The following is a 21,841-nucleotide window of genomic DNA, read 5'->3' as shown; positions in this document are numbered from 1 at the left end:
TCAATGATTAATTATAGAGCTATATGTTCATAAATAACCATATAACTACTAGCTTGGTAAAAGTTCAAAGCTAAATGTCGATCCTTCGTCTAGTTTTGATTCAATTACTAGCTTAGAATCATTTAGCTTTAACAAATAGTTTACAATGTAAAGCCCAAGCCCTAAAGAGTTGTTCCAAGAAAAGTTATCACAGCGGTAAAATTTCTTAGTAATTTTTGAAAGCTCATTCTCATCTATGCCAGCTCCATAGTCTATTATGCTACATTTTGAACTAGTTTGTTTTATTAAAATATCATCTTGTGAGTATTTTATAGCATTGTCTAAAAGGTTGCAAATTACCATTTCTATCATAGTTTTATCAGCATTTATAAATTTGCTTTTGGTCTCTAGTATAAAATTTCTATCGCTATATTTTTCTTTGTAAACTACTACTATATCAGCAAGCAACAAGGCTATATCAAAATTTGTTTTATGAGTTTTTAAATTACCATTTTCTATCTTTGTAGTAAGGGCTAATCTATCTATCATTTTAGATAATTTGCTTGCATTTGTTTTGATTTTTTCTAAAAATTTATTTCTTATTTCTTGATTTTCTAAATCTTCTTGCAATGAGCTTGCATAGCCAAGTATGATTGTGATAGGATTTTTAAACTCATGACTTATGGCTGAGATTATGTCATCTTTTTGTCTATTTGCAAGTCTTAATTTTGCAGCATGTTTTCTTTTTTGTTTATCTCTTTTTGCCAATTTATCAGCAAGAGCATGAATTTTTTCAGAAATTTCTACAAATTCAGTTGCAAATTTTGAATTAATTCTTGTTTTATATGATTTTTCAGATATCTCATTTAAACCAGCTAAAATTTTGTTGATTTCAAATGAAATTTTCTTATTTAAAAGATAAGAAAGTATAAAACTTATAAGCAAAGCAAATGCAAAAATAATGCCAATTTTTAGCCAAATTGCAAAAAAGCCATCTTCTATTTTTTTAATGCTTACAGCAAGTCTTATATATAAATCTTCGCCATTGTATGTAATATCTTTTGCTAAATATAAAAAATCAACATTCAAAGTTTTTGAATACCTAATGTCTGAGCCAATGCCTTTTTCTTTTGCATCTAAAATTTCATTTCTAAATGAGTGATTCTCCATCTGTTTGATATCAATATCATTGCTTTCAGCTAGCACTACCCCATCTTTATCTATTATAGTTAAGCGGTATGAGTTTGCTTTTTTAACTTGTTTTGCTAATTTTTGCAAATCCTTTAAATTTGAACTATTAAGAGTTATTTCTATAAGATTTGCTTGTGATTGTAAAGTATTTTTAAGTTGTGAAATTTGATTGTGTTTCATAGCAAAGTAGCTTACTAGAAAACTACATAAAATGGCTATAAAAAAAACAAAAATAAGTCGTAAAGAGAAGTGCTGATGAAGCTTTAGCATAGTATATAACCAACGCCCCAAATGGATTTTATATAATTTTTTGTTTTATTTGGATCTATTTTTTTAGTAAGTCTATTTATAGCTACATTTACTGTTTTATCTTGTAGTATTTCATCCTCTTCCCAAACATTTTCAAGAAGATATTCACGCTTTAAAACTATATTTTTATTTTGTATGAGTGTTTTTAAAAGATCAAATTCAAGTTTAGTTAAAACCACTTCATCTTTGTCGATAAAAAGCTTTCTTTTTGTTAAATCAAGTGTTAAATCTTTATATTTTAAAATTTCACTGACAGATGGACTTGTGCGTGTTAAAATGGCTTTTATTCTTAAAATTAACTCATTCATATTAAAAGGTTTTGTCATATAATCATCCCCACCACGCAAAAAACCCTCTTCAATATCTTTATCTTTATCTTTTGCAGTTAAAAAAATGACAGGAATTTCATAACCTTTTTTTCTCAAACTAACAACAAATTCACTACCTTCACAATTTGGCAAATTTCTATCTACTATCATTAAATCCCCACCTTCTTCTTGCAAAAAAGATTCAACATATTTATGATTTAAAAAACCAATAGTTTCAAAATTTGCCTTTTGCAAATTATACTCTATAAGCTCTAGCAAATCCTCTTCGTCTTCAAGTATTAAAATTTGTGCTTTTTTATTTTCGCTCATTTTAGTATATATCCATTTTACCACCAAATTTTGCAAATAGCATAAGTTTTACAATGCTTGCAGATCTATCTGCTATTTTTTCAAATTTTCTCATCGCACTTAAAAAATGTAAAGCTTCAGCCGTTAATTCGTGCTTTGCATATAAATCTGATAAAATATTTTTTTGAAGCACACTGTAAAAATCGTCAGTTTTGCTCTCTTCAATTTCCACTTTTGTATAAATATTTTTTAACTCATCATTGTCTTTTGAATCTATAGCTTGTGCTATATATTGAGTTGCCTTTAAAGCACTTAGACACAAATAAGATGGCTCTTGGTCTGATTTTATAAGCTCTTTATTGTAGTTTTCAGATAGAATTATTTTTTTGCAAAAACTATTTATATTATCCATAATTCTAGCTAACTCATTTGTAGTTTTAAGATAGGCAACAAGTTCTCTTAAATCACCAGCTTCTGCACCAAAAAGTGCTAAAGTAGTTAAAATTTCATTGTCTATTTTGTTTGCAAGTTTGCTTGAGTTTTTTAAACTATCTTTTGCTTTTATAAAATAACTCATATCACTATTTTTAAATCCATCATAGCAAGTTTTTAAACTATCATTTAAAGTATTACTAAACTCTAGTAAAAGAGTTTTTATGGTAGAAAGTTTTTCTTCATGGTTTGGTAACATTTTTAACCTTTATAAATTATATAACAAAACCGATAAATCATAAGATTAATATTATGAAAGTATATCAAAATATTATCCAAATTTACCAGTTATGTATTGTTCTGTTTTATCCTCTTTTGGATTTATGAAAATTTGTTCAGTTTGGCCGTATTCTATCAAATCTCCCATATGAAAAAACGCCGTATAATCAGCAACTCTTGAGGCTTGTTGCATATTATGAGTTACAACTATGATAGTATAATCTTTTTTAAGCTCTAGCATTAAAGCTTCAATAACTTGAGTAGAAATAGGATCAAGTGCTGAAGTTGGTTCGTCCATAAGTATAACTTCTGGAGAAACTGCGATTGCTCTTGCTATACAAAGTCTTTGTTGTTGTCCGCCTGAAAGTGCAGTTCCTGGCTCTTTTAATTTATCTTTTACTTCATTCCAAAGTCCAGCTCTTTTTAAGGATTTTTCTACAAGCTCATCACACTCTTTGCCTTTTCTTACAAGGTCATGCATAAGAGGTGCATAAGCTACATTGTCATATATGCTTTTTGGAAAAGGATTTGGTTGTTGAAAAACCATACCAACTTTTTTTCTAACTGAAACTTCATCTACATCTGGTGCGTATATATCGTGCCCATCTAAGGTAACTTTTCCTTTTATTAAAACGGAATCAATCAAATCATTCATTCTATTTAAACACCTTAAAAATGTTGATTTTCCACAACCTGATGGTCCTATGAAAGCTGTTATTTGATTTTTATAAATATCCATACTTATAGATTTTAAAGCTTGTTTTTCGCCATACCATAGACTTAAATTTTTTGTTTGTATTTTTAAATTTTCCATCATTTTACCATTTCACACTATATTTTTTTCTAAGATAAATTGCTAGTGCATTTAAGATTATTAAAACACTAAGCAATACCAAAATTCCAGCTGCAGTTTTTTCTATGTAAATTCTCTCAGGCATTCCACCCCATACAAAAATTTGTGCGGGCATAACTGTTGTAGCTTGTGTAAAAGAAAAAGTTGCATCAGGTATAAAGGCTATCATTCCTATCATTATAAGCGGTGCTGTTTCTCCCATCGCTTGAGCTAAAGCTATGATTGAGCCTGTTAAAATTGTAGGCATTGCCAAAGGAAGTGTATGATCTCTTGTAATCTGCCATTTTGTAAGCCCAAGTCCAAAACCAGCTTGTCTAATGGAATCAGGAACAGCTTTTAATGCTGCTTTTGAGCTTACTATTATAACAGGCAAAGACATAAGAGCCAAAACAAGCCCACCGGCGATTGGCGTTGATCTTGGGACACCAAAAAAGTTTATAAAAACAGCAAGACCTAGCATTCCAAACAAAATGGAAGGAATGGCTGCAAGATTGTTTATATTTATATCTATAAAATCTGTAAATTTGCTAGGTTTTGCAAACTCTTCAAGATAAATTGCACTCATAATTCCAATTGGAACTGCTATAAACATTGTAATTAACATCGTCATAACTGAACCCACCATAGAAGCTAAGAAACCTGCGTATTCAGGAATTTTTGAATCTCCTTTTGTGAAAAACAAAGAGTTAAACTCAAGCTTTATCTCATTATTTTTTTTCATATTTTCTATGACATTTTTTTGCTTATCGTTTAAGGTGTTGTATTTTCCTTTAAAGTATTGATCAACATTATCATCAGCCAAAACCCATCTTTTTTCAAAAGTATCCATAACATCAGGATTTTGTTTTATATAATTTGGCAAATCCCTAAGCCAAGCTCTACTGACCAAAAATCCATACTCTTTTCTATCAACTGCTAAGTGAGTGTAAGATTTTGTTTTTTCTGTGATATTTACAGGAACTAAAACATAAGTTTGCCTAAATGCACTATGGCCTTTTCCTATCATATCTGCTATAAAAATTAACAAAAAAATTATAGAAGTTAATAAAGAAAGCAAGGCTATAAACTTAAATCTCTTTGCTTTTTTATTTCTTTTTGCAAGTAATGGTGAATAAAAATAATCGTTCATTTTCTCTCTTTTCATAAATTTGAAACTTTATATTTTTTATGGAACTTTTTAATTGTTATAACAGAGATTAAATTTATCCCAAATGTTACAACAAATAAAATAAGCCCCAAAGCAAAAGCTGAGAGTGTCTCAGGTGAGTCAAATGCTTGATCGCCAGTCATTGCATCTACTATTCTTACTGTTATAGTTGTCATAGAATCTAGCGGATTTGCACTTAAATTTGCTCTTAATCCTGCTGCCATAACAACTATCATAGTCTCACCCAAAGCACGAGATACTCCAAGTAAAGCTGCGGCTATCATTCCAGGAAGAGCAGAAGGAAGCACTACAAATTTAATAGTCTCAGCCTTTGTCATACCAAGAGCTAAAGAGCCATGTTTTAAACGCACAGGAATGGAGCTTATAACATCATCTGATAGAGAAGCGATTATTGGAATTATCATAATTCCCATAACAATCCCAGGAGCTAGGGCATTTTGAAATGAGACATCTAGTGAAAAAATACTAAATATTTTTACTATAAAAGGTGCGACTGTAACAGCTGCAAAAAATCCATAAACAACAGTTGGGATTCCTGCTAGTATTTCAAGCATTGGTTTTACATAGTTTTTAACTTTTTTACTAGCATATTCAGATAGATAAATAGCTGAAAAAACTCCAATAGGAAGAGCGGTTAGCATGGCTATTAAAGTTATGTATAAAGTTCCCCAAATTAGTGGTAAAGCACCAAATTTAACAGGTTCTCCCTCAGGAAACCACTGCGTTCCAAAAAGAAAATACCAAAAGCTTTGAAGTTTAAAAAAGCTTATTGCCTCAAAAACTATGGATAGTAAAATTCCAAAAGTAGTAAATATAGATATTAAAGCTGCAAATATCAAAAGTGCTTTAATGTAACTTTCTTTTAAATTTCTTCTTTTTACTCTTTTATTTTTAGTTATTAAATCCACCTATGCCCTTTAAATAAGATGTGCAATATTAGCTATAAAATATTACAAAATGGATACAAAAAATTTAGTTTGGTTTTAACTTAGATAAATAAAATGTGCATTTAAATAAAATATACTGTATAGCTGGTTAGATTAATATTTTCATATAGTATAGTTTTGTATTTTAAGAAATATTTATTTTGATATTATATAACAAATTTAAATTCCTTGTAAAGACAAGGAATTTATAGCTCTACCTCATTTAGTAACTTTGTTAGTTAAGTTTTATATCAATATTGCAACTTCGTTGATATCCTAAATCACAAGCTTTATTAAAATATTCTTTTGCTAAAGATTTGTTTTGACTTACACCTTCTCCAGTATTATATAAAAGACCAAAGTCATAACAGCTTTCAGCTATTTTACCATCACAACCCTTTTTATAAAACTTACTTGCTTTATTATAATCCCTTTTTACACCTTTTCCATAGTTGTATAAAACACCAAGAGCAGTGCAACTTTCAGCATCTCCACCATCACAACCTTTTTTAAATAACTTAATTGCTTTTTTATAATCTTGTTTCACACCTTGCCCATTAAAATATAAAAAGCCAAGAAAACTACAACTCAAAGCATACCCGCTATCACAACCTTGTTTAAATAACTCGCTTGCTTTTTTATATTCACCATTTTGATAAGCTTTATGCCCATTCTTAAATGAATTTTCAAAACAAAAACTAGTTAAAAAGATAAAAATCAAAACAATTTTTTCCATAAAGATGTCTTCTAAAATTTATTTAATAAGTCTAGTCCTTTGCCAACAGCTCTAGATTTTAAACCACTTTCTTTTTCGCCCATTAAAGCAAAAAGTCCATCAAGAGTTTTTCTTGTTATGTAGTCGTTTAAGTCTTCATCTGTGTTTGGAATATATTTGTCTCCACCAAAATTTCCAGCTAAATTTTTTAGGTTTGAGGCAGTTTTGCCATTCAAAAGTGAACTATTTTTAGCAAATGAATTTAGTCCATTGTAAGCAGTTGCGAACTTATTTTCGCTCATCATATCTTCAATGATAGGTTTAAAAACAGCTGATAGCTTGTCGCTGGAATTTTTTTGAAGATATTTTGTAAAGCCATTGTCTTTGCTTGTAAATAGAGTTTTTATCTCATCTTCTTTCATATTTTTAATCACATCATAAAATACTTTTGAAGCACCACCAACAGCTTTTGTTGCACTTTGATTTATAGAGATAGTTAAATCATTTGCCCATTTTTCACCGCCTACTTTTTTAGCTAAATTTGCCGCAGTTTGCAAGTGAGCTGGGAGTGGAATTTTTGCTACTTGGTTATTTATAAAACCATTTTTACTAAGTTCTTGCACCGATAAATTCAAAGCCTTTTCTACCATACTTTTGTAATTATCATTTGAATTTGCACCATTAACCACATCTTTTGTTGTATTTAAAACATTTGAGAAATCAAATGCGCTTAAATAAACAGCTACAAGCACAGCAAAACTAATAAAAATCTTTTTCATTTATATCCTTTAAAATTTGGACTTAGTATAGCGAAAAAAATTAATCAAAAGGCAATTTAAGTTTTCAAAAATTGTAAAATAAATTTAAAGAATGATTGTTTTAAGTGGTTTTTGCAAGCATTAAATTTAATGCTTGCTTTTTGATATGTTATTTTATAACTTTTTTAGTTTTTACCATTTCAGAGGTTAAAAGTGTATATGAAAGAACACTTTTTTGAACATTTTGTCTAAGCTCATCACTCATAGGGATAAGTCCAATAGTTTTTAAAACTCCTTCATTACCTATCATTTTATCACTCATAAAAAGATCCATATAGGCTTTGATAGCTGGAATTTTTTCCATATGGGATTTTTTAACATAAAAATACAGACTTCTTGAAATTGGATAACTTCCATCGCCTATAGTTTTGGGAGTTGGAAGAGCTCCTTCTATTTTACTAGCTTTGATTTTATCTTGATTTTCAGCTAAAAAGCTATAGCCAAAAATTCCAAATGCAACTTTGTTTTTTTCAAGTTTTTGAACTATTAAGTTATCATTTTCACCTGAAGGAACATATACACCATCATTTCTTATAACTTTATAACCTTTAAATTTACCTTCTTTTTGAGCTGCTTTGTAAACTGGATCATTTTTTGAAGCTGCTTGCATAACTAACTCTTCAAAAGCATCTCTTGTGCCTGAAGATGTTGGAGGTCCATAAATTATAATCTCTCTATCTGGCAAGCTTGAGTCAATTTGAGACCATTTTGTATAAGGATTTGCTACAAGTTTTCCGTTTACAGGAATCTCTTTTGCAACTGCTAAAAATAGTTGTTTTTTTGTTAAGTCTAAATCTTCGTTATCGCTTGATTGAGCAAAAGCTATGCCATCATAACCAATCATAGCACCTATGATTTCTTTAACTCCGTTTTCATTACAAAGTGCGAACTCTTTTTCTTTCATAGGTCTTGAAGCATTTGAGATATCAGGAGTGTTTAAATCTTCACCTTGACAAAATAGTTTAAAACCACCACCTGAACCTGTTGATTCAACCACAGGAGTTTTAAATTTAGTAGTAACTCCTAATTCTTCAGCAACATAGCTAGAAAATGGATAAACGGTTGAGCTTCCAACTATTCTAATTTGATCTCTTGCGTTTGCAATACTACAAGTTCCTAAAACTAACATTGCACTAAGTGCAATTTTTGATAACTTCATCTCATATCCTTTTAAATAAGATGAGAAATATTAACTATAAAATATTACAAAACGGATACAACAAATTTTAGTTGAATTTTTGTATAATTTAAAAAATTAAAAATCATCATTAGAGTTGTTTTATGGTAGATAGTATTTTAAAAGAGCTAAATTTACAAAAAGATGAAAAGTATAAAAAGTTTAACCAAAAGCTTATTTTCACAAAACAAGAAATTTTAGGCGTTAGACTTCCCGCTCTTAGAAAAATTGCAAAAAATATCTCTAAAGACAGAGCTTTAAAGTTTATAAAACTTAAAAAACCAAATATTTATGAGATTATTTTACTTGAAGGGCTAGTTATAGGATATGCAAAATTTGATTTTAAAACTAAAATTATGTTATATGAAAAATATATACAAAAAGTTGATAATTGGGCTGGAATTGATTGTGTAAATTTAAATCCAAAAAATTTACAAGATAGAGAAATTTTAATAACTCACATCAAAATTTGGCTAGATGATGAAAGTGAGTTTATAGCACGAGCTGGACTTATAAATTTATTGCAACACTATGTGCAAAAGGAGTATTTGGACTATATTTTTAGTATAAAAGTTAAAAACAATAAGTATTATTCTATGATGGCACATGCCTGGCTTATAAGTGTGTGTGTAGTTAAATTTCCAGACGAAACTATAAACTTTTTAAGACAAAAGATTTTAGACAAAACAACTCATAACAAAGCCATTTCAAAATGCATTGACAGCTATAGAGTTTCAAAAGAAAATAAAGATATTTTAAGAGAACTAAGGAAATAGTTAAAATGTAAAAGTATAGTCAAATCAATACTAAATTTAGACTATTTAGACTTTTATCAATATAATCTTTGAAATTATTTCCAGAGAGAAAACCATAGGTTGAGTAGTATAAAGATTTCTTACTCTATTATACATATCATCTATGCATATAGGCACTTGATTGTCAAATAACTCTTTTCTCATTCTTGTTGCCACATCAACTCTTTCTTTATAACTCATAGGTTGAGGTATATCTATAGCTACTCTTGAATTATATTTTTTATGAAAATATTTCATTAGCTTAGTTTGACCAAGCCACCAATGGTCTGTTGGGTGTGGTTCTTGATTGTAGACAAATATAAATTGCACTTTTTCTCCGTATTTTTCTGCTAATTCGTTGAGACTAACTGTGTTCTTGCTATACGGAGGTCAAGTATATGAGCCAAATACCATTGCTACAGGCTTTTTACCTCTAAAATTAGAAAGAGTTATGCTATTCCTCTGTATCTTTTATAGTAAAATTAGGTACCATTTGTCCAACTTTAGGAAAATTTGATCACTTTTAGCTTGCTATTCTAGCTCTAAATCCTAGTTTGTTTTCATTTTAGTTACTATGTCTTTGCCTTCTGCAAGTATATCAGCTCCAGCCCAAGTTGTATAGGAAAAACTAATTGCAGAAATTATCATTATTGCATATCTAAAGATAAGTTCTTTAAATTTGTATGTTGTTAGAATTTTTTCTTGGAATATAAAAAAGCTATTGTAGCTAGTAAAAATAATAAGGTTACGATATGTATTAAACCAAACAATACAGGCAAAATTAGTCCTATTTTAAGAAAATACTTTGATTATATCAACCTTTTTTTATTTATCTTCAGGTAAGTCCATCAAAAGCCAAGATTTCTTGTTATGATATTATTTAGTTTATAATCAAATATATTCATCAAACTTGAGATAACAAGATAGGCAACAAGAGTGATTTGCATTATGATTAAAATACGATGCCAACTATACGCAGTTCTTACAAATATCATCGTAGTTTTATCCCGCAGATACTCATACTCAGCATGTTTTTTCCATCTCTTTTTCCTTCCAAGAAAATTGATGTAAGCTTATTTAAGCAACAATATTTTTAAATTCATCCTTATAGTTTAAATTTATATTAATATCGTAGCATAGTCTATAACACAAGCAACGCCAGTCTAAAATATGGTAAAATTCATTATATAAACTATCAAGTTTGATTGCAAATTTTAATTAATAGTAAAAATAGTATTGAAATTTACTTCTAAATTTCACCCTAATATCTTTCAACGAACAGATGTTTTTCAAATTTGTAATGGCAACTTTTAGATACTGCAGCGCCTATATCTTCTCCAAAAAGTTCTATTACTTTACTAAAATTATTTCCCTTTGCATTCCCATTAAAAACATAAAGAATGATTTTTATATATCTAAAATAGAAGACTCTAATAAAGTTCGCATTTTTCTTTGAGTTAACTTATCTTTCCACTTACTTTATCTTGTTATCTAGCTGTGTTATTAAACTACAATAATATATCGTTTTTCTGTCATTAATATGCATTGTTTTTAATTTCATTTTCTTTATCAAAAAATTCTTAATATTATATAATATTAAGAATCATATTTGTTTTTCTACCTATATTATTGTAGTTCAAATATAGTATTTTTTCTCTTTTATTAGTTCAATTGGTAATACATCAAACCGCTCTTTAAAAATTTTACTAAAATGCGACAGACTTTTATAACCTGCTATTCTAGCAGCCTCAGTCACATTCACATCTTGATTTGTTAGTAGCTCTTTAGCATTTTTTAATCTCTCTTCTTGAAGCATTTTATAAATGGTGGTTTTATAGATATGTTTAAACCCTTTTTTTAGCTTAAACTCATTTATAGCACAAATTCTTGCAAGCTTTTTTATAGAAGGTGGATTTGACATATTTTTAAGCATAATTTCTCTTGCTTTTTTGATAGATTTTATATCATATTCACATAATTTTATATCGCAATACTCTTTAGAAAAATTGTAATCATATAAACTCTTATAAACCATCTCTAAAATTTTAGATTCTATAAAAATTTCTCTCATCTTACCTTCATATAAATGTGAATTTTCAAGCTCTTTTAAAATAATTTTTTGAGTTAAATTTGTGCTCCCAACTCTTATATAAAAATCTTGCTTATTGGCTAGTTCGTCAAACATGGGAAAGTCTTTTATGCGTTGTTTGTTTATTAAGATACATTGTGTTTTAACATGCTTTTTAGCTTGAAAAATATTTTGACCACCAAATGGCTCGTTAATAGCTCCTACCCAGACATCATTTGGATTAAAATAAAACTCATTTGCGTCTTTTTTCATTCTCATTATAGAGCTACCTGTATTAAAATACATAAAAAAATAGTTTGACTCATGAATGGAATCTAAAATTTTAAAATCCTCAAAATACATATCAAATTTTCCATATCCAAGCCCATTTGAGTTGTTAAAAAATTCAGCACTTAGTCTAATATCATCACTGTTTATTGAAATATTTTTTAAACACCTATCTTCACTGCCCCAAATATCATTAAAAAATTTTTCAAATTCCATAAGTCTGCTCATAAAATTCCTCCATCATCAAAGTTAATCCCTTAAACATTAATTAGATATTGATAATAATTTTCATATTTTAGTATAATTTCTCTTAATACTATATTTAACAGAAGGGATAAAATGCAATCTAGTTATTTTAAATGTTTGACAATACTATCGCTTGTAGCTACTACATCTATATTTGCAAATGAGAGCATATCATTAGAGCAAATTACAGTTTCGGCAAACAAAATGGAGGAAAACATTAAGGATATTCCTCAAAGTATAAGTGTTATAGATGAAAATGAAGCAGAAGAAAAGAGGATTAGAACTGTAAATGAGATTGTAAGAGAAATTCCTAACTTAACCTCTTCTGTATTTATAAATAAAACTCGTATGAATTTTCGTGGTATAAATCACTCAGATTTTACAAATTCAAATCCAGTTACTGTATACATAGATGGTATCCCAAATAGTAATCAGATGAGCAATTATGATGCTATTTTGACAAATATAGAAAGGATTGAGGTTTTAAGAGGTCCACAAAGCACGATTTATGGAAAAGACTCAATTGGTGGAGTTATAAATATCATTACAAAAACTCCGCAAAATGAGTGGAGTGGTAATTTAGGCACAGAATATGGTTCAAATAACTATATGATGGGAAGCTTTAATGCCAATGGTGCATTAGTTGAAGATAAATTATTTTTAAATTTAGGTGGGTTTGGCTCTAAAGATGATGGTTGGATAACAAATGATTATAATAATGACAAAAAAGCAAATAAGTATAATAAATATAAATTTGATGGGACTATCACATTTAAACCTACTGATAGATTAACCGCTAGACTTACTTTAGCAAAAGAGAGGGTAAAGGACTATTTTTACAAAGGTGGCACAGGAAATTTTGGTCAAATTGATAGAAATGACGCAAAACATGCTAAATTTGAAGTTCCTACACATACAACGATAAGCTCATTTGCACAATCTTTAGGTATTGATTATGAATTTGACAAGGCGAAATTTTCATCTATTACTGCGCATAAAAAGTCAAATACTAAAGGAGTATATGATGGAGATTTTAAATATGATGAGATAGTTACTAATAATAATGGACTTAATCAATTTCAACATGTAGTTATAGACATGATATCTCAAGAGCTTAGACTATCAAGCCTAAATACAGATAAATTTAAATGGATAACTGGGCTATATTTTGAACGAGAAAAAACTAACAATAAAAGAATGGGGCAACAGTTTGTGCAGGGTGGTTTTAAAATGGAGCTAGACGCACCAGCAAAAATGAAAGCTGATACTATGGCTATTTTTGCACAAGGAAACTATAATCTTACAGATAGTTTGGCTTTAACGCTTGGTGGACGTTATCAAAAGATTAAAAAAGATATTGATTTGAAATTTTACATAACTCCACTTGGTATGCCTAAAGGTACTCCAGTAAATGCATTAAATGACAACACATCGTGGAGCAAATTTCTACCAAAAGCTGGTTTAACATACAAAATAAATGATGATTTAAGTGCATTTATTTCATATTCTCAAGGCTATTTAGCAGGAGGATACAACTACTATGCCATGATAAAAGAGCAAAATTTTGATCCTCAAATAAGTAATAATTATGAGATAGGACTAAGGGGAAATGCACTAGATAATAGTTTAAGATTTAGTGTATCAGCATTTCATATGGATATAAAAGATATTCATATGTATAAAATGTTTCCAGGGGGATTATTTACAACAAGTAATGGTGGTAAAGCAAAGAGTGATGGCATAGAGTTAGAAGCACTTTATAGAGTAACTAATGAGCTTGATATAAGTGGCTCTTTAGGTATCATAAAAACAAAATATAAAGAGAACATTACAGATTCAAGAGCTATTGGAAAACGCATAGAAAATACACCAAATTACACTGCAAATTTAGGAATTTCATATACTATGCCAAATGGAATTTATGCTAGAGCTGATCTAAGAGCAGAAGGTAGTAAATATTTTGATGCAGCAAATACTCTTAAACAAAAGTCTTGGATAAGTGCTGATGTAAGAGCTGGGTATAGATTTAAAGATTTTGACATCTATGGATATGTTACAAATATTACAAATGAAGAGCATATAGAGACCTTTTTAAACCATGGTGGAATGGGTGGAATGAACCATTTTAACGACCCTAGAAGGTTTGGTATAGGTTTAAAATATTCGTTTTAAATTTAAGGTCAATAACTATTTTAGAGGAATTTAAGATGAAAGATAAACAAAAAAGTGTTTTAATAAAAATAATGCAACCTGTTATGTCAAATATCAAATTTGCAGCTATTTTGGCAGGATTTGCTGCGCTTTGTTATGTGCTTGCATTTGGTAGTTTTGCATTTATAATATCTGATTTAACAAAAGGAGAAGTAAACTATACTCTCATATCATTTGCTTTGATTTTTATATTTGTTGAATTTTTTACACGCTCAAATTCCTTCAAAATTTCCCATGTTGCAGCATTTAAGTTAGAGCAAATTTTAAGAACTCAAATTTCAACACATTTAGCACAAATTCCTTTTGGAAAAATTATCACAAGAGGTAGCGGAAAACTTAAAAAAATAATGCTTGACGATGTAAAAAATTTGCATGCATTTGTAGCTGATACAACGCCAATGATTGGGCGGATTATTGTAGTGCCAATAGCCTCTTTTATAGCAATAGCTATTCTTGATATGAGGCTTTTAGGAGTTATTATAGCTATGTTTGCAATAAGTATTATAGTAATGAGTTTTGCTTTTAAAGATAATGCAAAATATAGAAATGAGTATGATGAAAATCAAAATAAAATCAACACCTCAATAATTGAGTTTATTCAAGCTATGCCAGTTGTAAGAACTTTTAGTGATGGCAAAACATCTTTTAAACGCTATAATGAGTCCCTTGATGCATATTCAAAAAGCCTTAAAGAGTGGATAAAACTTACAACAATAGCTTCAAGAATTGGCTTTATAGTTATTAGTCCTATTCTAACACTTGTTGTATTGGCTATATCTGGTAGCTATTTTTATCTTAATGATAGCTTGGAATTTGGAAGATTCATAGCTATTTTAGTCTTAGGAGTGGGCATAGCAGAATCTATGATGCCACTTATGTTTTTGAATAATTTCATTCAAAAATCTCGTGCTGCAGCAAGTAGTATTTTAGAGATTTTAGAAATTGAGCCACTTAAAATTTCAAATTCCACAAAAACTCCTTTGGATTCATCTATTGAGTTTAAAAATGTTAGTTTTAAGTATGAAAACAGAGATGAATTCGCACTTTGTGATATAAATTTTAAAGTTGAAAGTAAAACAGTTACAGCACTCGTTGGTCCAAGTGGAGCAGGCAAAAGCACTGCTGCTCAACTTATTCCAAGATTTTGGGATGTTGATAAGGGTAAAATTTTAATAGGTGGCATAGATATTAAAGATATGGATTATAATGTTTTAAATGATACAGTATCTTTTGTATTTCAAGATACATTTTTATTTAATGAAAGCATTTATGAAAACATAGCTATGGCAAAGCCTCAAGCCAGTAAAGATGAGGTCATTAAAGCTGCAAAAGCTGCTCAAATTCATGATTTTATAACAAGCTTACCAAAGCAGTATGATACTCTTGCAGGAGATAGAGGAGCTAGTTTAAGTGGTGGACAAAGGCAACGAATAACTATAGCAAGGGCTATTTTAAGAGATGCTCCTATAATAATTCTTGATGAAGCAACAGCATTTGCAGATCCTGAAAATGAAGAAGAAATTATAAAAGCAATATCAAATTTAATAACAAACAAAACAGTTATAATCATAGCTCATAGACTACTAAGCATACAAGGCGCTGATCAAATAATAGTTTTTGATAAGGGAAAAATTGTAGAGATTGGAATTCATAATGAGTTGTTAAAAAATAAAAATTTATATTCAAAACTTTGGGAAAACTATACTCAAACACAAATTTGGAATATTTACCGAGGTAAAAAAGATGAAAAACAAAACTAAATTTTCTTCACTCTATGAGCTTTATAATATGTTTTTAGAAGTTTCTGGAAAATATAAAAAAGAGTATAAAGTTAGTCTTTACTCAGGAATAATAGCAATTGTAGTCCAAGCTTTACTGCTTTGTACTTTTTACTTTTTACTAGAGTTTGTATATATAAAAGATAAAGAGAGTGTATCAGTAGTTATTTGTGCCATGCTCACTCTTATTGTAATATTTGCAATATTTAAATTTAAAAGTTCTTATTACGATCATGGTGGGATTTTTGTAGATGTTGGGTATGATTTAAGAATAAAACTTGGTAAAAAACTGACCAATATACCACTTCAGAGTTTAGGAAAATATAAGACGGGGGATTTAAATTCTGTTTTTGCAAGTAATGTCGATGAGTCGGTTATGTTTATGGTTATGATTCCAATTATGTTTTTAGAACCGATAATAACTTGCTTTATTATTATACTTGTTACCTTATTTATAAACTATAAAATAGCAATGCTTTTGATGGTTATTTTGCCTATTACTATTCCACTTTATATATTAAAAAGAAAATTTTCAACAGAGGAAAAGAGAGAATTTACAACCGCAAATGCTAATTTGGAGTCTAGTATAATTGAATATATACAAGGTATAGGCGTTTTACGCTCTATAAATAGGGTTGGGAAAAATTCAAAAAAACTCCAAAGCGAGATAGAAAATGTAAAAAAAGTGCAGATGAAAACACTAGGTATCTCAGCATTACCTGCGGTTTTACTTGGAACTTTAATTATTTTTACTACTATTTTAACCCTATTTTTAGCCATTTATTTAAATTTACAAAATGAAATTTCAATAGCTTTAGTAGCTGCACTACTTGTTATCTTATCAAGACTAAACGAACCATTTTCTATCTTGTTATCAGTTGCAACTATTTTTGATTTAGCTCAAAATGGTTTTGCTAGAACAAAAGAAATTTTAAATATGCAAGAGCTTAAATTTAATGAACCTTTGCAAACTCCAAATGGCTTTGATATAGAGTTTGAAAATGTAAATTTTGCCTATGATGGTAGTGATAAAAATGCATTAACAGATATAAATTTTAAAATTTCACAAAACACTATGACTGCTATTGTAGGAACATCAGGAAGTGGCAAAACAACAGTTATAAAAATGCTAATGAGATATGGTGATCCACAGTTTGGAGCTGTAAAAATAGGTGGAGTAGATATAAAAAATATTACTCAAAATGAACTTATGAAACATCTATCAGTGGTATTTCAAGATGTGTATTTATTTAATGATACTATTTTTAATAATATAAAAATGGGGCGTGATAGTGCGAGTGATGAGGACATTTTTAAAGCTGCAAAAATGGCATTTTGTGACGAATTTATAAAAAGGCTACCACAAGGATATCAAACTCAAATTGGAGATATAGGGGGTAATCTTTCAGGAGGAGAAAAACAAAGAATTTCAATTGCAAGAGCAATCTTAAAAGACTCGCCTATTGTTATACTTGATGAGCCAACTGCTGCACTTGATACAAGTAGTGAGTTAGCAGTGCAAAAAGCCATTGATGAACTTGTAAAAAATAAAACTATTATTGTAATAGCTCACCGCCTTTCAACAATATCAAGAGCAGAACAAATTTTAGTTTTTGATGATTCAAACCTTGTTGAAAAAGGCACTCATGACGAGCTTTTAAGTAAAAAAACAAAATACTATAAGATGTGGCAAGCTCAGCAAAATACCAAAACTTGGCAAGCTAGAAATAAACTTTAGTATGAAGATATTTAAATTTCAATTACAAGTAGTTTTTTAATCATCTAGCTTACTATATTCCAATATATCGGAGTTGGATTTTTTCTGAAAGCTTGGTTTCTATCCTAAGACAAGATGGAATGAGTTTAGAAAAATTGGTTTTATTTACTTTATGGGCTATTTTGAGGATTTAGATTTTTATGGTCGCATTTTGTGAAATTTGCAGTTGCTAAACTTGGTGGAATTTATAAAAATTTTATAATTATAGTCCAAATTTTAATACTAATAGCTCTTTTGCTTGTTGGCTTTTTAAATATTTAAGATAGCCTTAGTGTTATCATATTTTTTGGTGCTATTATTGGATTTTTATCAGCAACACAAAGTATCGCTGCAAGTGCATTAGTCATAAAAATTTCAGATGATAATACTCTGCCTTATGCCAATTCAATAATTGTTACTGGAAATTTTATAGGACATATTCTTAGGGTGAGAGTAGCACTTATAATTTATGATAAATTTAGTTGGTTTGGCTCAATTGGTTTTTTGATACTGCTTATTTTATTAGCCAATCTACAGCTGTTATTTTTTAAAGAAGATGCTAGGCAATTGGAAATAAAAAACAATAAGATAAATTTTAAAGATATGGGTATATTTTCTAAAAAAATAAAATTTGGCTTACTATTATTATGCTTCAAGGGATTGGATTGTGTATCTTTTTTAGGGTAATCGCTCCAATACTAGTTGATAATAGTTGGAGTAAATTTTAAGTTTTATCACTTACAATATGCACTCTTTTATTGGTCAGTAAAAGCGGCATTTTAGCTTTTCAAGATATTAAATAAAAGTTTTAAGTATGAAATTTATAGTCTAATAAAATAAACAAACCTTATCAAGCTCCTAAAATAATACAGTTTAAAGATTAAGCTGTTTGATTTTGTGCTAAGTTTGTGCCAATTGGTATGATTTTAATATGCAAAATATATAAATTTATAGAAATAAACAGGTGCAAACAAAGATACTCTTGTGTTGAAAACTCCATTATAATCGGAGTTTAGACTAATTTTGATTTATGATTATAGTCTAAAAAATTCTAGCTAAAAATTAAAAAGATAGTTAAATTTCATATAAATTAACTTTTTTTGTTACAATTTGCTTAAAAGTTTTAACATTGAAAGGCAAAATATGAATTTATCCCAAACAGATTTAAAATATATTTGGCACCCCTGTTCTCAAATGAAAGATTACGAAGAGTTACCGCCTATTGTTATAAAAAGGGCAAAAGGAGTCTATTTATATGATGAAAATGACAAATCATATATGGACATTATAAGTTCTTGGTGGTGCAACCTTTTAGGGCATTGCAATGAAACTATAAATGAGAGTATAAAAGCACAACTTGATAAATTAGAGCATGTAATTTTTGCAAATTTTACCCATGAAGGAGCTATAAAATTAGCTCATAATTTAAGCCAGATTGTTCCAAAAGGGCTTTGTAAATTTAACTTTTCTGACAATGGAAGTTCATCAGTTGAGAGTGCTTTAAAGATGAGTTTTCAGTATCATTATCAAACAAACAATCCGCAAAAAACCCGTTTTATGTGTTTAGATGATGGCTATCATGGTGAAACTATAGGGGCATTATCTGTTGGTGCTATGGATTTGTATGCAAAAATTTATAAACCTATGCTTCTTGATAGTATTAGGATTGAATCTCCTGATTGTTATAGGTGCAAATATGGCAAAACCCGTCAAACTTGTGATGCCCAGTGTTTTGAAAGTGCAAAAGTAGCCTTTGAAAAATATGCAAAAACCACAGCTGCCATCATAGTTGAACCTTTGGTGCAAGGAGCAGCTGGTATGAAAATTTATCCGTCCATTTATCTTAAAAAACTTCGCAAAATTTGTGATGAAACAAATGTGATTTTGATAGCCGATGAGATTGCAACTGGTTTTGGACGAACTGGCAAGATGTTTGCATTTAATCATGCTAATGTTAGCCCCGATATAATGGTGGTTTCTAAAGGGCTTACTGGTGGATATATGCCAATGTCAATTACCATAACAACTCAAAAAATTTATGATGCTTTTTATGCCCCTTACAATGAAGGTAAGGCATTTATGCACTCTCATACTTATAGTGGAAATCCTTTGGGTTGTGCTGCTGCACTTGGAGTTTTGAAGGTTTTAAAAGAGCAAGATATACTTAAAAATGCAAATGTTACAGCAAAATATTTAAATGAAAATCTAAATTTAGCTTTGAAAAATCATAAAAATGTTGGGGAGATTAGAAGTATTGGGCTTATAAATGCCATTGAGTTAGTAGCAAACAAGGATAAAAAAATAGATTTTAATCCAAAAGATAGAGTAGGGTATCAAATTTACAAAAAAGCACTTAAAAATGGGCTTTTGCTAAGACCACTTGGTAATGTTTTGTATTTTAATCCACCACTAAATATAACAAAAGATGAGATTGATGAGGCGATAAAACTTTGTGTTAAAAGTATGAAAGAGATATTAGAATAATGAAAAGAGTTTGGACACTATTTAGTATAGAGATGTGGGAGAAGTTTAATTTCTATGGAATGAGAGCTATTTTTTCGCTTTTTATGGTGCATTTTTTGGGTTTAAGCGAAGCAAATGCTGCTATTTATTATGGTGCATTTTTAGCCCTTAGCTATCTCACTCCTATGGTTGGTGGGGCTTTGGCTGATAGATATATAGGTTATCATAAAAGTGTAATTATAGGTGCTATATTGTTGTCAGTTGCTCAAATTTTATTTTTTGCTTCTGCTAGTAATATTGCTAGTTTTGTAACTGCAATTTTAGGTGCTATTTTAGTGATATGTGGAAATGGGTTTTTTAAGCCTAGCATAACTGCACTTTTAAGTATTAGAACAAGCAAAGACACGAATATCGACGCTGTTTTTAGCACATACTATTTTTTCTTAAATTTAGGGGTTTTACTTGGGCTTTTTATAGTTCCATTTTTTGGAGATAAGGTAGTTGATGGGGTTAGAGATTTAAGTGCTTTTAAATGGGGATTTTTATCAGCATTTATAGCTATGGTTTTTGGGCTAATTTTATATTTAATTTTTACAAAAGATAGCAAAGATGAGGTTAAAAAATCAAATGAAAGTATGAAATTTAATCCTAAAAATGCAAAGGTTTGTTTTATAATATTTGTTTGCTTGTTTTGTGTGATATCATATTTTAGCAGTGGGCTAAATTTAGTAAAAACCTTTCTTTATCCTGCAATTTATGCATTTGGTATAAGTTTGGCAAGCTATGTTTTAATGGATAAAAGCCTAAGTAAAGATGAAAGAGCAAATATAAAAACTATTTTTATAAGTGCGATTTTTATAGTATTTTTTTGGGCGACATTTGAACAAGCAGGGTCGTCTTTAACTTTTATAGCAAATAACCAAATGGATAGAAGTATTTTTGGCTATGAAATGCCAGCTTCTATGATAATGATGTTTAACCCCTTATTTGTGCTTATTTTATCCATTCCTTTTTCTGTTTTTTATTTAAAACTTGAACAAAAAGGCATAGAGCCTAAAAATTTAAACAAGCAGGCATTTGGACTTTTTATTATGGGACTTAGCTATCTAATAATAGCTTATAATGTTAAAAATTTGGGTATGAATTTGCTTAGTATTAAATGGTTTATTTTAATGTATTTTTTGCAAACTTGTGCAGAAATGTTAATTTCTCCAATAGGTTTTGCCCTTGTTGCAAAACTTGCTCCAAAAAGGCTTTTAGGGCTTATATTTGGTATCTTTTACTTAGCAAATGCAGCAGGATATGCACTTTCAGGAACACTTGCAGCACTTATGCCACCAACTACAGATAAGTTTATAAAGGCAAAGGAACTTGGTATAAATTTACAAGAAATTTTAGATAAAACCACAGAGCCTACTTTGCAAGTTATACAAACTTTAAAATTAAACAATATCCCGTTTTCATATCCTGAAATTTTAGGCTATGAGATAAGAGATTTATTTTCATTTTTTATGATATTTTTTGTGCTTTGTTGTATAAGTGGAGTTTTGCTTTTTATAATATCAAAGCTTAGAGATAATGAGTTTAAAATATAAATTAATTAATTTTAAATAAAATCACAAGGAGAATATTTATGGATTTAGCACAAAAACAAAATAAAGCCATATTTGAACAAGCCTTAGCAATGACTAATTATTATTTGAATTAGTATAGAAAGAAATTTTTAAAAATTGTTTTATAGATTAAAATGTTTTAAAGAAAAAATATAAATAA

The 21,841-nt window shown here is 29.2% G+C and carries 19 protein-coding genes; 7 read left to right on the top strand and 12 right to left on the bottom strand.

Annotated elements, in window-relative coordinates; translation table 11 throughout:
- Positions 1-48: 48 nt before the first annotated feature.
- The 9 genes from CBLAS_RS09060 to CBLAS_RS09020 form a co-directional block, all read right to left on the bottom strand.
- Positions 49-1,350: a sensor histidine kinase gene (locus CBLAS_RS09060; RefSeq protein WP_162296611.1), complete on the bottom strand. Its 1,302-nt coding sequence runs from the start codon at positions 1,348-1,350 to the stop codon at positions 49-51.
- An 83-nt stretch (positions 1,351-1,433) separates the two neighbouring features.
- Positions 1,434-2,117 carry a response regulator transcription factor gene (locus CBLAS_RS09055; protein ID WP_106869602.1) on the bottom strand — a complete coding sequence of 228 codons (684 nt, stop codon included), beginning with the start codon at positions 2,115-2,117 and terminating at the stop codon, positions 1,434-1,436.
- A gap of 1 nt (position 2,118) precedes the next feature.
- Positions 2,119-2,787: a PhoU domain-containing protein gene (locus CBLAS_RS09050; RefSeq protein WP_106869604.1), complete on the bottom strand. Its 669-nt coding sequence runs from the start codon at positions 2,785-2,787 to the stop codon at positions 2,119-2,121.
- Between the two features lie 72 nt (positions 2,788-2,859).
- A complete protein-coding gene (gene pstB, locus CBLAS_RS09045; protein WP_206603277.1) occupies positions 2,860-3,621 on the bottom strand; it encodes a phosphate ABC transporter ATP-binding protein PstB in 762 nt (253 codons plus the stop codon).
- A gap of 4 nt (positions 3,622-3,625) precedes the next feature.
- Complete coding sequence (pstA, locus tag CBLAS_RS09040) at positions 3,626-4,789, bottom strand: phosphate ABC transporter permease PstA (protein WP_241517557.1); 1,164 nt, start codon at positions 4,787-4,789, stop codon at positions 3,626-3,628.
- Between the two features lie 11 nt (positions 4,790-4,800).
- Positions 4,801-5,727, bottom strand: coding sequence for a phosphate ABC transporter permease subunit PstC (gene pstC / locus CBLAS_RS09035; RefSeq protein WP_206603280.1), 927 nt, complete (start codon positions 5,725-5,727; stop codon positions 4,801-4,803).
- Positions 5,728-5,989: 262 nt separating this feature from the next.
- A complete protein-coding gene (locus tag CBLAS_RS09030) occupies positions 5,990-6,490 on the bottom strand; it encodes a tetratricopeptide repeat protein (protein ID WP_106869612.1) in 501 nt (166 codons plus the stop codon).
- Positions 6,491-6,501: 11 nt separating this feature from the next.
- Positions 6,502-7,248 carry a DUF4197 domain-containing protein gene (locus tag CBLAS_RS09025; protein ID WP_106869614.1) on the bottom strand — a complete coding sequence of 249 codons (747 nt, stop codon included), beginning with the start codon at positions 7,246-7,248 and terminating at the stop codon, positions 6,502-6,504.
- Between the two features lie 148 nt (positions 7,249-7,396).
- The gene (locus tag CBLAS_RS09020; RefSeq protein WP_106869617.1) at positions 7,397-8,446 is read right to left on the bottom strand and encodes a PstS family phosphate ABC transporter substrate-binding protein; all 1,050 of its coding nucleotides are present in this window, start codon (positions 8,444-8,446) and stop codon (positions 7,397-7,399) included.
- Positions 8,447-8,568: 122 nt separating this feature from the next.
- Here CBLAS_RS09020 and CBLAS_RS09015 point away from each other — a divergent pair, with 122 nt between their 5' ends.
- Complete coding sequence (locus tag CBLAS_RS09015; protein WP_106869619.1) at positions 8,569-9,240, top strand: DNA alkylation repair protein; 672 nt, start codon at positions 8,569-8,571, stop codon at positions 9,238-9,240.
- Positions 9,241-9,285: 45 nt separating this feature from the next.
- Here CBLAS_RS09015 and CBLAS_RS09010 read toward each other — a convergent pair whose 3' ends face one another.
- The 3 genes from CBLAS_RS09010 to CBLAS_RS09000 form a co-directional block, all read right to left on the bottom strand.
- Positions 9,286-9,588, bottom strand: a complete 303-nt coding sequence (locus tag CBLAS_RS09010; RefSeq protein ID WP_106869621.1) for a hypothetical protein — start codon at positions 9,586-9,588, stop codon at positions 9,286-9,288.
- Between the two features lie 518 nt (positions 9,589-10,106).
- Complete coding sequence (locus CBLAS_RS09005) at positions 10,107-10,253, bottom strand: hypothetical protein (RefSeq protein WP_157940002.1); 147 nt, start codon at positions 10,251-10,253, stop codon at positions 10,107-10,109.
- 641 nt (positions 10,254-10,894) lie between these two features.
- A complete protein-coding gene (locus CBLAS_RS09000) occupies positions 10,895-11,842 on the bottom strand; it encodes a helix-turn-helix transcriptional regulator (RefSeq protein ID WP_106869623.1) in 948 nt (315 codons plus the stop codon).
- 111 nt (positions 11,843-11,953) lie between these two features.
- On the opposite strand from CBLAS_RS09000, the gene CBLAS_RS08995 reads away from it, so the two are divergent.
- The 6 genes from CBLAS_RS08995 to CBLAS_RS08975 all read left to right on the top strand — a co-directional run bounded on the left by CBLAS_RS08995 (position 11,954) and on the right by CBLAS_RS08975 (position 21,663).
- A complete protein-coding gene (locus CBLAS_RS08995) occupies positions 11,954-14,032 on the top strand; it encodes a TonB-dependent receptor (protein ID WP_106869625.1) in 2,079 nt (692 codons plus the stop codon).
- Between the two features lie 35 nt (positions 14,033-14,067).
- Positions 14,068-15,831: an ABC transporter ATP-binding protein gene (locus CBLAS_RS08990; RefSeq protein WP_106869627.1), complete on the top strand. Its 1,764-nt coding sequence runs from the start codon at positions 14,068-14,070 to the stop codon at positions 15,829-15,831.
- Complete coding sequence (locus CBLAS_RS08985) at positions 15,815-17,587, top strand: ABC transporter ATP-binding protein (protein WP_106869629.1); 1,773 nt, start codon at positions 15,815-15,817, stop codon at positions 17,585-17,587. Before CBLAS_RS08990 ends, CBLAS_RS08985 begins: the two co-directional genes overlap by 17 nt.
- A gap of 363 nt (positions 17,588-17,950) precedes the next feature.
- Positions 17,951-18,292, top strand: a complete 342-nt coding sequence (locus tag CBLAS_RS09780; protein ID WP_420913012.1) for a hypothetical protein — start codon at positions 17,951-17,953, stop codon at positions 18,290-18,292.
- Between the two features lie 456 nt (positions 18,293-18,748).
- Positions 18,749-20,089, top strand: a complete 1,341-nt coding sequence (gene bioA, locus CBLAS_RS08980; RefSeq protein WP_106869633.1) for an adenosylmethionine--8-amino-7-oxononanoate transaminase — start codon at positions 18,749-18,751, stop codon at positions 20,087-20,089.
- On the top strand, positions 20,089-21,663 hold the full coding sequence (locus tag CBLAS_RS08975) for a peptide MFS transporter (RefSeq protein WP_106869636.1): 1,575 nt from the start codon (positions 20,089-20,091) through the stop codon (positions 21,661-21,663). The genes bioA and CBLAS_RS08975 overlap by 1 nt, the downstream gene beginning before the upstream one ends.
- Positions 21,664-21,841 lie beyond the last annotated feature (178 nt).

It is taken from the genome of Campylobacter blaseri (assembly GCF_013201895.1).
In the GTDB taxonomy this organism is placed as follows: domain Bacteria; phylum Campylobacterota; class Campylobacteria; order Campylobacterales; family Campylobacteraceae; genus Campylobacter_B; species Campylobacter_B blaseri.
This window is presented reverse-complemented; position numbering and strand designations above follow the sequence as displayed.